Genomic DNA, 15,196 nt, shown 5'->3' with positions numbered 1-15,196 from the left:
CCAATCGTATGTTTTCAATTCAGACCAACGTAAATTCGCTCATCGCGCAGGAGAACATGCGCGTGAACGGCGACTTCCAGAGCAAGACCATCCAGCGGCTTACCTCCGGCTATCGCATCAACCAGTCCGGTGACGACGCTGCCGGCCTAGCCGTGGCCAACAAGTTCCGCAGCGATGTGGCCGAGCTGTCCCAGGGCGTGCGCAACGCCAACGACGGTATCAGCACGCTGCAGATCATTGACGGCGGCATGAACAACATCTCGAAGATGATCGACCGGTTGAAGACGCTGGCTTCGCAGTCCGCTTCGCAGACGTTCTCGGGCGACCGCAAGGTGCTGAACGATGAGTTCCAGACCCTGCTGAAGGAAATTGACCGTCAGGCGCAGGCCGTCGGTCTCGACAAAGACGGCTTGTACGCGAAGACCCTTTCCGTCTTCGTCGGCGGAGGACGCACTTCGGGCCTGGGCGCCGTCGATACAACGAATGGCACCGTGAAACTCGATCTCGGCGGCGCCGCTGTCGATACGAAGAGCCTGAACCTGAAGGGCATGCAAGTTCTGGCCGGTTCCAATACGACGGATATCGGCACCACTTCCGCGACGCATACGGTAGCGGACATCCTCAACGATACGGGTAACACCAGTGCGGCGGGGTATACCGACTTCCTGATCTCCGGCTCGGGTTTCTCGGACGGGAACAAGATCAAGGTCTCGGTCAATACGACCGGCGTGAGCGACATCGACACCCTGGTGTCAGCCATCAACGACGCTATCGGGCAAGCCGGAGCCGGTGTCTCGGCCGCAGCCAATGCGTTCAAGCAGGCCGGAATCTCGGCCACGGCGTACACCAACGTGAATGGCGGAAAGCAACTGGCATTCAATTCGTCCTACGCCCCAATCCAGGTTCAGGCCGGCGACGTGAAAGCCAACGCCCTGATGGGTAATTTCAGCGTCCAGGGCGGGGATCCCGCGACGCGCGGGGCGGCCCTGGCTACCAGTGTGCATGGCGCCAACACCACAGCAGGAACTCTTGGTGCGGGCAATGTGACTGTCCGGATCGTCGGCGGCGGGATGGCCAGTCCGGTCGACATCACTTTGGCCGGCGGTCAAACCATGGCTGCCGCGGTTACCTCGCTGACCACGCAGATTAGTGCCAAACAGGCCTTGGTGGATGCCGGCATCAGCGTGAGCGGCGGCAGCGTTGGAACGCCCCTCACCTTTACGAGCAGCCATGGCGACAAGTTCACGGTCGAGGCGACCGGCGACAGCGCCAACCTGCTGGGCCTGGGTGCGTTCCAGAGTGGAACTGCCGGCGCTGTGGACTACAGTACCCTCACGGGCGCCAACTATGTGGCCTCCACGACGAGTGACACTTCCACGCTGGAGATCTCACTGAATGGAGCCGCCGCGCGGCAGATCACTGTGGATCTGACAGGCGGCAATGCGACCGCCGCCAAGTCACAGACGACAGTCCTGGCAGCCTCGAACACGATCACCGCGAGCAATGATGCGTTGGGTGTCACAATCGACGGCCACCTGGTGAACGTTACGCTTGCTCATTCCGCCCCCGCTGGTGGGAATGTCGCGGCTGGCGGCGCCAAGTTCGCAGCAGCGGGCAGTGTGACCGTCACGGGTGGCAACATTTCATCGGACAGCTCGAAGACTGGCGTACTGGCCGCCTCGAATACGATCACCTCGAGCAACGACACGTTGAACCTGACCATTGATGGCCACACCGTCAACGTCGGGCTGACTCACACGGCGCCCACCGGCGGTGCGATTACCGCTTCTGGAGACACGTTCGACGGCACTGGCTCCATCACAGTGGATGCCTCGACGGACAACGAGTCGTTCGACGTCACCGTGGATGGCGTAACCCACAAGCTGACTCTCGCCGACGATACCTACGACTCTTCGAACATTGTGAATGCAGTCCAGTCCGAACTCGATAGCAAGTTCGGTGCCAACATCGCCACCGCGGCCCTGGACGCCACGGGTAACCTGAGCATTACGGGCGTGGCCACGGGCGCCGGTCATAGCGTCGCCATCAACAGCACCACCGGCAAGACGGGCGCCGCGCTTCTGGGATTCACCCCTGGCTCAATCGGGTATGGTGCAGCAGCGGCAGCGGGCAGCGCGGTCGACATTGCGAATGACATTCAAACGCAGATCGACGCCGCTTCGGCGGCTCTCAACGGAGCTCACGCTACTGTTGCGGTGACTCAGGACGGCCGCATCAGCATCACGAACGACAACAAGGGGACTGGACACACATTGACCTTTGCGGGCGATGCCGTGACCAGCAACCTTCTGGCCTTCCCCGCCATCACCGCGTCAGCGGACAATGAGTCCTTTGACCTGTCGGTGGACGGCGTCAGCCATACGCTCACTCTCGCCGACGACACCTACGACAGCAGCACGATCGTGGATGCGGTCCAGGCCGAGATCGACGACAAGTTCGGGGCGAACAAGGCGACCGCTTCGTTGGATGGCAGCGGCAACCTGGTCATCACGGGCTACGCCACCGGCACTGGACACAGCGTCGCGGTGACCAGCACTTTGGGCAACGCGGGTGCGACTCTATTGGGCTTCACCTCCGGCACCATTGGCTATGGCACCGCGGCTTCAGGCGGAAGCCCCCTCTCGCTGGCCAGTTCGATTCAGAGTCAGATCGACGGCGCGTCGGCGACGCTCAATGGAGCGCACGCCACCGTTGCGGTCACTCAGGATGGCCGCATCAGCATCGAGAATGACAACAAAGGGGCAGCCCATACCCTGACCTTCAACGGCACTGCGGTAAGCACCAATCTGCTTACGTTTTCCACAGTGACTGCTGCGGCCAGCCGTTCGCTCGACAGCATCGCGGCCGACATCAACCAGCAGATCTCGGAAGACGCGACTCTCCAGAAAGCCGGAATGAAGGCCGACGGTTCTGGCACGGCTTTGAAACTGGATTCCGATGGCACCTTCTTCCGCGTGAATGGTGGGGCCGTCGCCCTGGATGCCGATCTTGGGTTCGGCGTCTCCGGCTCAACCTTCAATGCCTCCGCCGCTTCGAACCTGACGGTGGCCACATCCAAGCGGACTGCGGTTGACTCCAATGGAGCGCAGCAAAGTGCGGCGATGGCGTTCACGGCGTCCAACTACGCCAGCGACGACCAGACTCTCACCGTCTCGGTCACCGATGGGGATGGGAAGATCCAGTCGCAAGTGGTGTCTCTGCGGAACGATGCCACGGCCCGGTCTTCGCGCTCGATTGACGAGGCTGTCGCCTCAATCAACAAGCAACTGCAGCAGTCGAACATCGCTGCCCTGCAAGGCATTGTGGCGGTGAAGGAGACCGTCTCAGGTGCTGAGAAGATCAACTTCCTCAGCAGCGGCGACAGTTTCCGGGTGAGCGTCAGCAGCACGGCCAACAACACCGGACTCGACGGCAGCGCCAGCGACGCGACAACTACTGCCGGATCGGTCACTTCGGCGACGCTCGGCGATGTCACCAGCACCATCTCGATCGACACCATGTCGAACGCATTGAAGGCTGTCACATCGATCTCCGCCGCCATTTCGAAACTCGGTTCCGCCCAGGCTGCCGTAGGCCGCGGCCAGAACCAGTTGAGCTATGCCCTGTCGCTGGCACAGTCCCAGATCTCCAGCTTCTCGGCCGCCGAGTCCCGCATCCGGGACGCCGACGTGGCCGCGGAAGCTGCCAACCTGACCAAGGCGCAGGTATTGCAGCAGGCCGCGGTGGCCGCCATGGCGCAAGCCAACTCGGCGCCGCAGCTCATTCTGTCCCTGCTCCGCGGTTAACAATCCACGGTCGATAACAACCCGAGTCGAACCGGGCGGCCTTGAGCTGCCCGGTTCGATCGCAATATGAGCAGCACCATCTTTAACGGGAACAGCCGCTATGCCACGGACTTCCAGACGATCATCGACCGCACGGTGGCGATCGCCTCGATGCCCCTCAATCAGTTGAAGACGCAGAAGACAAGTCTTACGGACGAGTCGACCGCGCTGAAGGGGTTGGACACCAAATTCCAGGCCGTGCAGACCGCGCTCGCGGGGCTGAATGATGCGATGGGCAGCGGTGCGATCAAGGCAACCATGACCGACACGGCCACGGTGAGCGCCTCAGTTTCCAGCGGTGCGATCGAAGGCACCTACGATATCGAGGTATTGGACCAGGGAGCGTTCACAACGACCCTTACTTCGGATACGGGTCCGCGCCGGGTCACCAATCCGGCCAGCCAGAGCCTGAGTAAGGCGGCTGCGCCTGCTTTCCGTTTGACTGTGGGGACGAACACCTACGAGCTCAGTCCGGCCTCCAACACATTGCAGGGGCTGGTCGATGCGATCAACGCGCAGAGTGGCGCGAACGTCCAGGCCTCCAAGGTGAATGTGGGCACGACCGCTGTGCCGGACTACCGTTTGTCAGTAGTGAGCTCGGTTGCAGGCGCTGTCAGCATTCAGTTGAACGATGGTTCGATGGATCTGCTGGCCGAACAGAGCCACGGAGATGCGAGCGGGGGAGTGACTTCCACCCGCAGCCGGGAGCCGGGGCCGAACATTGTCTCCAATCCGGATTCGCAGAGTCTCAGCAACCAGGCGGCGCCGGCATTCAGGCTCACAGTGGGCGCCAACACGTTCACGGTCCAGCCTGCCAAGAACACGCTAAGCGGTCTTGTGGATGCGATCAACGCGAACTCCCTCAACGGCGTACGCGCAACGATGGTGAACGTTGGATCAAACGCCGCACCAGACTACCGGTTGTCGCTCAAGGCTTCAAAGCTGGGGGACTTTGCGGTGTCCCTCACCGATGGCGTGATCCAACTGCAGACAGAGCAGGTACGGGGCGAGGTGGCCAGATACAAAGTGAATGGGTCCTCTAAGATATCTGAAAGCGACTCGCGCTCGGTAACGATTGCTCCAGGATTGAGTGTGAGCCTGCTTGGTGTCAGCACAGCGGGCGATCCAACAAGCATCACGCTCACCCGTGAGAGTTCAGCAGTTTCCAGCGCATTGACGTCATTGGTGAATGCGTACAATGCTGCTGTCGACGAGGTAGACAAGCACCACGGGACGGCCGGAGGAGCGCTGGCGGGCCAGTCTGTGATCCGGGCTTTGACAGGCGCCCTGCAGAAGATGACCAGCCACGTGGAGCCGGGCGCCGGCGTGAACTCGCTGGCCGCCCTGGGGGTAAGCCTCGACCAGACGGGCCATATGGCGTTCAACGAGATGTCGTTCTATGCGGCAAACTTCGCCGATTCAGCGGGGGTTACAAACTTTCTGGGCAATTCGGCGGCCAAGGGATTCCTGCACGATGCGGTTTCGGCATTGAACGAAGTGGAGGATGCCGTCAACGGAACATTGACGGCCGCAAAGAATTCAGTCGACAACCAGGCCACGGCGCTCGATAACCAAATTGCGGAGAAGCAGAGTTATATCGACGGAATACAGGCGGATCTGGAACAACGGATGGCGGCGGCCGACGCGCTGGTCGCGACGCTGGAGCAGCAGTACAACTACATCAGTCAGGTATTGGACGCGATGAGCTCCTCGAACTCGAGCAACTAGGGCCATGGAACACGAATTTGAACAGCTGAAAGCTGAGTTTCGCGCGGCGATGACCGCGGAGCGGCATGATGCGGCGGCGTGTGCCTCCACGGCTCTGCTGGACATCCTGACGGTGAGTTACCGCACCGATTTGCAGCGATGGGAGGACGCACTGGAGCTGTGGCACTGGGCTCAGCGGACAGCCCGGGCCCAGAGGTCGCACCTGAACGAGGAACGGAAGGCCGTCCGGCCCGCCAACGCCTATGGCTGTTGCAAGATCCGCGTGATGAGTACTTTCAGCCTGGATGCGTAGCGGCCCGTGACGGAAGATGCGCCGGCGGGGCTCCCGCTAGAGGCAGCCAGTGCGGCGCTAGCCCGCGAAGTCGATTGCGATCACCTCATTGATCCCGACCGGCGGCACTGCAATTTCGAGCCCCTGTGGGGTGCGCTTATGCGCGATGGTCCGGCCAGCCACCAGCAAGTGTACGGCTGCCGCGGTTTTGCCTGGCGGCAGGCGCACGACCACCGTTTGGGGCGGGGCGGGGATGATCTCGCGGATGGGCCCCTTCATCATCATGGGGTTCGTCAGGTTCACGAGATGGACCGTCATTGAGTTCTTCTGGGTCCAGATTGCCAGGTCGAAGAGGCCTTTGCCCTTGACCGTGAGCGGTTGGACCTCGTTGTGCGCCCAGCGGACGGCGTTCTGGAGAAGGCGGCCGTGATCGAGGGACATGACCTCCCAGAAGGTGCGGTCGAGGTCCCAGGGGAAGTAGACGATGCGGCTTTTGCCGTTCTCCTTGAGGAAGACACCCGGATCCTTGCCCGGCGCCTGGCGCACGTAGACGGATTCCATGGGCAGGTCGGGGTAGGTCGGAACGAGCGTGAGCGGCGATAGCCCGGAACCGGAGTCCGCACGGACCGGGACGCGATGGGTCCCGTTGATGATGCGGCCGGCATCCTCCATGCCCGCGAGCAGCGGATGGAACTGGCCAGTGGCCGGGTCCTTGTTCAGGGTGAGATAGGAGTTCTGGAGCGGACCTTCCAGTGCTCCGGTGACCGAGGCTCCGAAGAGGCGGGCCAAGCCAAGATTGTCGCGGCGCTTACCCCATTCGTCGTAGAGCGAAGTTTCGTGGGTGGCGACGATGCTGCCGCCCGCGTCGGCGAAGGCTTGCACTTGGCCGCACTGGGCGGTGGAGAGGGCGGCGATGTTGGGCAGGATGAGCGTCTTGAAGCGGGCCAGTTGAGCCGGTTCCAGCATGCGATCGTGGACCATCTCGAACGGAATCCGCGCTTCGAGCAGGGCCTGGTAGAAGCCGAGGGTGTGGTCCTCGACCTTGGCATGGGCGCGTTCGCCGCCGTAGAAGGTGGCGGTCTGCTGGGAGTAGACGAGGCCGACCCGAGCCAGTGATTCTTCGTTGCGGAGGTAGCGCTCGTTGCGATGGTGCCAGGTATAGAGTTCCTCGACGACGGGCAGCCAGCGGCGGTCGAGCGGCTTCGCGTTGAATTTGGTGAACCAGGGACGCAGGCCCTGGGCGACCCCGTCCATCATCCAAAGCCGGATCTCGTCGCCGCTCTGCACGGAATCTTTCCAGCGATAGGACTCCTCAATGCCGACGCTGAAGATGCCCGCGATGGGCTTGCGGCCGAGGGCGGCCCGGTACTCCTTGCCATTCTTGCCGTTCGTCCAGGGCGGCATGAGGCCATGGCGGGCCTGACGGTCAGCAAAGAGCGTGGGCGTGAGTTCGCCGATGGTCTTCATGTCGAGGTCGCTGAGAGCGCCGCCGCCGGCATTGGCAATATAGGCCGCATTCGGGTTAATGGCCTTAATGCGCGCATCCCACAGATGCCACAGGTCGAAGAGGCGCTTCTCCTTCCAGACGATGTATTGCCGGCGGGCCGGGTCCTGCGGATTGTTGGTGCGCGGCAGGTCCAGGCCGGAGAAGTCGCGAAAGTTCCGGACGCAATGCGCGCAGTAACACATGCCCGAGCCGGCCCAACGATTGGAGAAGATGCCGTCCACCTGGTAGAGGCTGACGATCTCCTCGGTGACGCGGGTCATGAAATCGAAGTTGTAGGGGCCCAGGGCGCAGGAGACCCAGTAGTCGGGGTCGGCCCAGTGCTTGCGCGGTTTTCCATCCGCACTGACGAGGACGTAGTCAGGATGCGCGTCGGCCAGATCCTGGTGGAGCCCATGCGGATCGGTGCGGGCGATGATATTCATGCCCAGGCCGCGGCAGCCCTTCACCAGGTCGCCGAAGGCGTCGCCATCCTTGAGCCACTTACTGCGGTAGTGGAGGGGGATCTTCGTGGGGTAGAAAGCGACACAACCGCCCGCGCTCAGGCAGGCGGCGTCGGCGTGAATCCGGCGGAAGTAGTCGAGCCAGAAGGCCTGGTCGTACTGGCCGGGGTCGTCTTCGACAAACGCGAGTTGGGCCCAGCGCATCGGGCGGTCGTACCAGCCCGCCCGCGTCCCGGCAGCGGGCGTCTGGGCGCCGGCCGGCAGGGCGAGGCCGGCGGAGATCTGCATGAAGTCGCGTCTGTTCATATAAACGTCCTGGGAGGATTCTATGCCCTGGAGCGTCACCGTGGGCGGCCTGTAGCCGCCGAGGGTTCGCCTGCCGGATTGTACGATTGAGTTATGATTGCCACCCGCAGTTCACTGCGCGCTGATTTCAATGGCCTGGGCATCCGGGCGGGCGAGGTGCTGATGGTCCATTCCAGCGTGCGGGCGATGGGCGAGGTCAGGGGCGGGGTGAACGTCATTGTGCAGGCCCTGTTGGATACTCTCGGGCCTTCCGGCACGCTGGTGGCGTATCTGGACTTCGAACCCTGCTTCGAAGACGAGGACGAAGAGGAGGTTCCTGTCTTCGACAAACGGATCGCGCACGCCGCCCGCGACCACGGAATCCTGCACGAGACGATCAGGAATTGGCCGGGCACGCTGCGCAGCGATCATCCGGACGCGGGTGTCGCGGCGCTGGGCGCCCAGGCGGAATGGATCACGGCGGAACACCCCTTCCAATACGGCTACGGGCCCGGCACGCCGCTGGAGAAGGTTGTGCGGGCGAAGGGGCGGGTGTTGATGCTCGGCGCTCCGCTCGACACGATCACCCTGCTGCACTACGCTGAGCACCAGGCACGGCTGCCGGATAAGCGGATCCGGCGCTACCGGCGGCTGATGCCCGGGGCGGAGGGGCCGCAGTGGGTGGAGTTTGAGGAGTTCGACACGGCGGATCCGGTGCATGACCTGCTGCCGCAGAACTGTTTCGAGCAGATTGCCACGGCCTATCTCGCGGAGGGACGAGGCGTACAGGGGCGGGTTGGCGCCGCGGACGCATATCTGTTCGATGGTCCGGAACTGGTGGAGTTCGGCATCCAGTGGCTGGAGCGATTTGTAACGAACGGAATCCCGGCTCCGCAGCCTGAATGAGATTGGCAGCGAGCTTGAGCGGCTCACTGCCCGTCGTTCGGGATAATCTCCAGCGTTATGCTGAACGAGCAACTGTTCGCGGGCGTTCCATTGGCCCGGAATGTCATGCCCAATTGGACGCTCTGTACGCCTGCCCCGGAGGCCGTGATCACGGGAGGCAACTTGCTGGAGTAGAGGTCCCCCACCTTGTGGTATTGCTGATTCTCGTCCGTCCAGGAAATGAAGTAGCCGTATGCCTCGCAATTGCCGCCCACATTGGTGACGGTGGCGTTGAAGTTCTGGGTGCCGTCCCGGTTGGGCGGAATGACTGCGCTCATCCCCACATACCCCTCGGCCGCGTAGACCTGGCGGTCCGCTGTATATGCGCCGTAGCCGCTGAGCGTGGAGGTATAGGTGGTCCGGCCCTTGCGCGAAGCGTTGAGGGTCACGCTGGATTGGCCGCCATTCATGGACGCGTTGATGGTTTCACCCTGATCGAGGGCCGCCTGGGCGGTCGGACCGACGTAGAGAGCGTTGTCATTGCCGGCCCAGTATTTGACTGTTACGTTGACAGCCGCACCTGCCGGGCCCACATAGATATCGTCGGCGTAGCCGGGACCCGTGAAATCCCCCGGGGTGAGCGCCGCGGCACGGCTGCCGGCCGCTCGGACCTTGCCCGCCGAGTTTCCGACTGAGATGCCGGGCTGGCTGTAGCAGGTCTCGCGGCTGGTGATGTTGAGGGCGGTGTTGGAGAGCTCCAGGTTCTTGTGAAACAGGAAGTTCTGGACCTTCGGGTACACGCAGAACTTCTCAGGCGCGGGGGCGCGGCGGCCGATATACCAGAAGGTCAGGTCTCCAAAATCCGACCGCCAACTGGCCGGCTCCACTATGCTCTTGCGTGGATTGTAGGCGTCGCTGGGGCCGTTCTTTTCGGCGTAGAATTTGTCGAGGTCGCACATGCCGACCTGGATGCTGTCCCGCGATTTCAACTGCCCCAGCGACTTCACCACGTCGGAGAGGGCCTTGTCGTAGTCCGCATTGAAATCGAAGAGCATGAGCTGAAGGAAGTCGCGCAGGTTCTTCGAGGCCTCGGGGCTGAGTTTCGCGCTCTTGTTGAGCTCCTTCATGTACCGGTCGAGCGCTTTCTTCTCGATGTCCTTCGCCAGATTGTTCTGATCGTAGTCCGGCGTCATCTGCGCATTCAGGGCCAGGGCGCTGGGGCCTGAGCCGCGGAAGTTCGCTTTGATCGTGGATGGCCGCACCGTAAACCCGTCGAGACGAATGGGTTGAACGTTGCACTCCACTTCCAGGACGTTCAGCCAGCCCTGCAGCCGTTTGCCGAGCAGGCCGAGAAAGGATCCAGCGAACTTCTTCCGAAGGCGGTCCTGCACCTCCTTGGCGCCGATTTTGGCGATATCGTCCTTGCTGATCGAATCGGCCTGATGCAGGAAATCGGTCACCGGGTCGGCCAGTTTGTGGGCTGCGTCGAGGTTCTTGCAGGAGGCGATGAGGGGGTAGCGGATGTTCAAGCAGTTGAGTGCGTTCGCCATGCGGGAGGAGGACGCTGATTTCTCGGGCGTGAGGGCGCTGCCGCCGTCCTCGGCGCCGGGAATGGGCGAGTCCAGGGCATTGGCGTTGTAGGCGAGCAGGGTAGCCAGGTTGTCCGCGGTAATCGTGACGGTGGGCAGACCCGGAGTGCCCCAGTCGAGCGTGGCGCTGCCGTTCGCCTGGATGGAGTCGACCATGGCGCGCAGGCTGGACTCGATGGCGGCGGCTGCCTTTTGCTGGGCGCTGGCGATGGGCGCCGAGGATGCGTCCTGCTGCCAGGCGGCAAGGGCGGTCTGGCCGGCGGCGGAGACGCGGTCGAGCAAGGCGCGGAAGTCCGCAATGGGGTCTCCGGCATAAGACAGCGGCAGGATGTTGAGGGGGAGCGCTGCGCTGCGCGTGCCGCCCGCCTCGGCCGCGATGACGACCTCGCCGGTACGATAGCCGCCCGCGCTGGCGCTATCCACCCAGATGGGCAACCGGAACGCGATGGCTCCGTTTGTGGTCACGCCCTCGGGCGTCAAGGGCCGCTCCGAGCCGTCCGGCGCCACCAGCACCAGGACGTCGATATTGCCCGGGTCGGCCAGATTGTCGAATTGTATGGCGAGGGTCTGTCCCGGACTGGCCGACGGTTCACCGGTGTCCGGCGATGGGGTGCCGCCGAGGATTGAGAGAGGCACCGGCGGACCCACTGCGATGACGACACTGCGCGTGTCGGTACCGCAGCCGTTGGAGGCAACCAGGGACACAGTGACCGTCTCCCCGACATTGGCCGAGAGAGTGCCAGCGGCCGGCAGGCCCGCGCCAAACGGGGTGACATCGACGGAATCGGTGGCGCGAGCGGACCAGGAGAGGACGACCTGACCCGGCTGCGCCAGGGAGACGTTGGAGGCGCTGAAGGAATCGATGACCGGGGGCGCGCACCCGCCCGCCAGCGTGGTTGTGGAAGCCAGGTAGGACGGATCGCCGGTTCCAGGGGCCTTGAGCAGGGCGGCCCCGTCCATGGCGCCGCTGAGCACGGCGATTTGCATGGAGGATGAATCCGGGACGGTAACACCTGGAAAGAGATCCGCCATCGAGTCGGCCCGCGTCGCATTCGGGTCGAGGGCCAGATTGACCGAGCCCACAGTGGCTCCGGTGAGGTCCAGGAGCGAAAGCTGTGCGGTGGCGCCGCCGGCTCCAGCCCTGGAAAGGAGCGTCGCGCCGGCGTTCAGCGAGGGCAGGAAAGTGGCGGCTCCCTGTTCGTAGAGCGAATCCGCCCTTGTCGCGCTGTGTACTTCGGCGTAGAGGCCACCGCTTGAGTCCGGGGTGGTGGTGCGAGCCGTCACTTCGATGGGGGTGTAGGAGAAGAAGCGCAGGTAGCCTGCCCAGTCGTCGGACAGGTTGAGGGTGTTGGGGAGGACGCCCGGCAGTTGCCGCAGTCCGTGCGCCGGCACGTCGACATTGGCGGTGGTGTCACCGGCCGCGACTAACACCGTGGTCGTGCTGGACCCGGGATTGAAGATCCGGACGTCGGTTTCACCGCCACGCCCGTGTACGACGCCGCCCAGCATGAGGCTCTGGTCCGTATCCGCCAGGCCCAGCAAGCCGGTACCCATGAGGTCGCCAGTCGTGCTGTCGGTTACCTCGTAGTAGCCGGCGGCCCGTCCGCTTTTCACCCGCACCTCCGCGCGGCCAACGGGAAGATCCGTGCCGGTCAGGGAGCTCACCGGAACGACGACAATCTGGGGGCCGCCGGTGAAGGAGAGGGTATTCAGCTTCGTTCCAGCATCATCGAAAAGAATGAGGTCCAGGTTGGAATCGGGCGTCTCCAGGCTGAGGGTGATGGTTGTCGAGGCCTTGGCATCCTGCTGAAGCCACAAGGAATCCCCGATCTGGCCGGACGAGATCCTGAGCTGATCGCCGATGATGGGCAGCCTCGTGCCGTAACGGCCCGCGGAAGATTTCGCGGCGGAGATCAGCACGGGTTGGTCCGTAGCGACCTGCAGCACTCCGGAGACGCTGGAAAGACCCCAGAGGTCGGCTAGGACATCCCGGAGAACCAGGGTCTCGTTGGGCGCTAGGGTGCGTGTTTGCGGGTCTGGCGGCACCTGATCGGGAGGGACACGCAGGGAGAATGTCAGTACTGCGGCGGAGCCCTGATTCGTGACGCGCAGTTCGGTGGACCACTGGCCGCCGCCCGAGGTTGGCGTGTTGGAGACACCGAAAACGGAGTAATCCGCGGCTTGCAGCCCTACCGCGAACAGTAAGCAAGCCACGAAGGTGGCCCCAGTTTGACCAGACATGCGGCACCCCCCCAATTGAGCATCCGGCAACTGCCGCCCAGATGGTAATTGATGATAACCCCGACTTGCCGTGAAATGTGCGGGGAGAGTTTCCCACCGCCGAACTCTTACCCAACCGGGCTGGACAATCTGCCACTCTGATAACAGGCGCCCGTGATGATCGACCCCGATCGGGAATACCGGCAGAATCTGCGTCTCAGCCAGTTGGAGTATGAGCAGGGGCAGGTCTATCTCTACAGCCGGCCGCGTTGCCTGGGGCTCGTTCTGGGCAATGCCTGCAATATCGACTGCCTTCACTGCTATCAGGCAAAAAACGGCGCCAATCTGTTGCGGCCGGCGGAGATTGGGATCGAACTGCGGCGCGAATTGATGGCCTTTTATCCTTACCTGTCCACGCTGCGGATCCAGGGTGGAGAGGTCCTGGCGATGCGCGGATTCAGCGAACTGATCGGCGACGTCACGGGGCTGGTGGAGCGTAAGCTGATCAGTATCAGCACGAACGGAACATTGCTGGACGAGGGGTGGGCCGAGCGGCTGGTGCGCGGACCGTTCGTCAACATCACGGTTTCCATCGACGGCGGGACCCGGGCGACCTACAACCGTCTGCGGCGCGGGGCGGATCTGGACCAGGTGCTGGCGAACATCGACCGGATCCGGAGTTGGAAGCTGCGGCTGGAGAGTGAAACTCCCTATCTGGATTCGTTCTTCGTCATCATGCGGTCGAACTTCCGGGAGATCACCCAATATCTGGAACTGATGGCGGAGCACGGCATGGCGGACGTGACGCTGCAGACGATGGAGCTCTCCACGGAAAACACCGCCAGGCATCCGACGCTGGAAGCGGACGAAGTGATCCGGGACGGGGGCGAGGTGAAAGAGTTGCACGCCATTCTGAAGTCGGCCTTGCCCGTTCACCGGCAGGTCTTCCGGACGCTGCGCGTCACCGGGCTGCAATCCCTGTTCGAGAGCCACGGGCTGGAGACGGCGTTCCTGGAGGAGGGGCGGCTGGGCCTCTATCCGGATAGCGACGGTCTGTCGGAGGGCGCGTTCGAGCTGTGCCCGAATCCGTGGACGACCCTGTTTGTAGCGGAGAACGGCGACGCGCATGTGTGCTTCATCGCGAAACCGATTGGCAACCTCTACGCGGCCTCGCTCTCGGCGCTGTGGAATTCTCCGGCGGCGATGGCGAAGCGGAGCGACATGATCGCGGGCCGGTATCTGAGCTCCGGGTGCTCGGCCCAGTTCTGCGGATGGCGGGAAGGGCACGGAAAGGCGCGTGTGGAGGATCGGGCCGTCGATGGGGAGCGGCTGGCGTTGCTGGCGTCAGCGTCCGGTCCGTCGCCGCTTCCTGAGACGCCGGGCGTGCTGCCGCTCGTCAGGGCCCAGGTAGCGGCCACCCGGTGGAAGTTGGAGCAGAGCGACGTACTCCTGACCGCCGGTCAATCGCAGATCGACCACCTGGAGGCAAAGGCGGAAAAGGCGATCGCCGATTTTCGCGAGTTGGAGGCGGAGTTCGCCCGGTATCGCAGTTTCTGGCTGGTGCGGTTGGCGTCGAGGGTGAGGCGGCTGCTGGGCCGGTAGTCCCATTCGTGTGGTGCGGCAAGCACTGAACCTGCGCTGGAAATGGGTACGGCGGCCAGCGAGGAGGAAGGTACGCTGGCCGCCGCATCATCGGAGGAACCCGGCAAACCTGTCGAGTGTCCTGGATCAGGTCACGGTCTTGAAGTGGAGAACCCGTCCCGTTCCCGATGTGACCTGAGGGGGTTGCTCCTTTCTATTACACGTCGATTGCCAATGCCAGGTTTTGCTCCAAGTGGTTGAAATCGTGGAGGATCCAGTTTTCCGGCGAAGCAAGCGTCAATTCTGGGGAGTGATTCGGATTGGAACAGTCAGGGGGGTGGGTGACACAAAACGGGACAGTGCGGTCTGTGCGGCCGGTGATTTCCCGGAGGGCGGAGCCGGTTGAGCCGGCTCCGATCCAGAACTGGCGAGTGAATCAGGCGAGAGGCGTCGCCCGGTAGAGCAGGTGGAGAATGTTCCCCTCGGGATCAGTGAAGAAGACGACCTTGTTGCCCTTGCTCTCGCTGGGTTCGCTGAGGAAATGGACGTTCTTGGCGCGGAGTTCGGCCAGGGCGGCTTCGAAGTCGCCGACGGTGAGGGCCAGGTGGCGCAGGCCGGGCGTTTTGAGGGTGTTCCCGCCGCGGTCGCCTTCGGCGGGGATGATCTCGATCATCGTGCCGTTGGGGGCTTTGACGAAGAAGGCGGTGCTGCCGCGATAGTTGATGACGAAGCCGAGGGTATCTACGTACCACTGGGCCAAGGCAGCCGGGTCAGGGGATGCGATAGCGGTATGTTCAATGCCTAGGATCATGGCATCTCCATCATATCCGCATGGCGGATCCACC

8 protein-coding genes are annotated in these 15,196 nt (G+C 63.1%); 5 read left to right on the top strand and 3 right to left on the bottom strand.

What is annotated here, in order from left to right; translation table 11 throughout:
• The first annotated feature begins 8 nt into the window (after nucleotides 1-8).
• From IRI77_RS22145 to IRI77_RS22135, 3 genes are all read left to right on the top strand, one after another.
• The gene (locus tag IRI77_RS22145; protein WP_194447193.1) at nucleotides 9-3,806 is read left to right on the top strand and encodes a flagellin N-terminal helical domain-containing protein; all 3,798 of its coding nucleotides are present in this window, start codon (nucleotides 9-11) and stop codon (nucleotides 3,804-3,806) included.
• Nucleotides 3,807-3,872: 66 nt separating this feature from the next.
• On the top strand, nucleotides 3,873-5,573 hold the full coding sequence (gene fliD / locus IRI77_RS22140) for a flagellar filament capping protein FliD (protein ID WP_194447192.1): 1,701 nt from the start codon (nucleotides 3,873-3,875) through the stop codon (nucleotides 5,571-5,573).
• 4 nt (nucleotides 5,574-5,577) lie between these two features.
• Nucleotides 5,578-5,865, top strand: coding sequence for a hypothetical protein (locus IRI77_RS22135; RefSeq protein ID WP_194447191.1), 288 nt, complete (start codon nucleotides 5,578-5,580; stop codon nucleotides 5,863-5,865).
• A gap of 57 nt (nucleotides 5,866-5,922) precedes the next feature.
• On the opposite strand, the gene IRI77_RS22130 is transcribed toward IRI77_RS22135, so the two are convergent.
• Nucleotides 5,923-8,097: an alpha-amylase family protein gene (locus IRI77_RS22130; RefSeq protein WP_194447190.1), complete on the bottom strand. Its 2,175-nt coding sequence runs from the start codon at nucleotides 8,095-8,097 to the stop codon at nucleotides 5,923-5,925.
• A 93-nt stretch (nucleotides 8,098-8,190) separates the two neighbouring features.
• Between IRI77_RS22130 and aac(3) the strand changes: the two genes are divergently transcribed.
• Nucleotides 8,191-8,982 carry an aminoglycoside 3-N-acetyltransferase gene (aac(3), locus tag IRI77_RS22125; protein ID WP_194447189.1) on the top strand — a complete coding sequence of 264 codons (792 nt, stop codon included), beginning with the start codon at nucleotides 8,191-8,193 and terminating at the stop codon, nucleotides 8,980-8,982.
• 23 nt (nucleotides 8,983-9,005) lie between these two features.
• On the opposite strand, the gene IRI77_RS22120 is transcribed toward aac(3), so the two are convergent.
• Nucleotides 9,006-12,791: a hypothetical protein gene (locus IRI77_RS22120; RefSeq protein WP_194447188.1), complete on the bottom strand. Its 3,786-nt coding sequence runs from the start codon at nucleotides 12,789-12,791 to the stop codon at nucleotides 9,006-9,008.
• A gap of 156 nt (nucleotides 12,792-12,947) precedes the next feature.
• Here IRI77_RS22120 and IRI77_RS22115 point away from each other — a divergent pair, with 156 nt between their 5' ends.
• Nucleotides 12,948-14,372, top strand: a complete 1,425-nt coding sequence (locus IRI77_RS22115; RefSeq protein ID WP_194447187.1) for a radical SAM protein — start codon at nucleotides 12,948-12,950, stop codon at nucleotides 14,370-14,372.
• 415 nt (nucleotides 14,373-14,787) lie between these two features.
• Here the strand turns inward: IRI77_RS22115 and IRI77_RS22110 are convergent, their stop codons facing one another.
• Nucleotides 14,788-15,162, bottom strand: a complete 375-nt coding sequence (locus tag IRI77_RS22110; RefSeq protein WP_194447186.1) for a VOC family protein — start codon at nucleotides 15,160-15,162, stop codon at nucleotides 14,788-14,790.
• Nucleotides 15,163-15,196 lie beyond the last annotated feature (34 nt).

Origin of the sequence: Paludibaculum fermentans, assembly GCF_015277775.1 — a bacterium.
In the GTDB taxonomy this organism is placed as follows: domain Bacteria; phylum Acidobacteriota; class Terriglobia; order Bryobacterales; family Bryobacteraceae; genus Paludibaculum; species Paludibaculum fermentans.
Note: the sequence above shows the minus strand (reverse complement) of the source record. Positions and strands in the feature narration are given on the sequence as shown.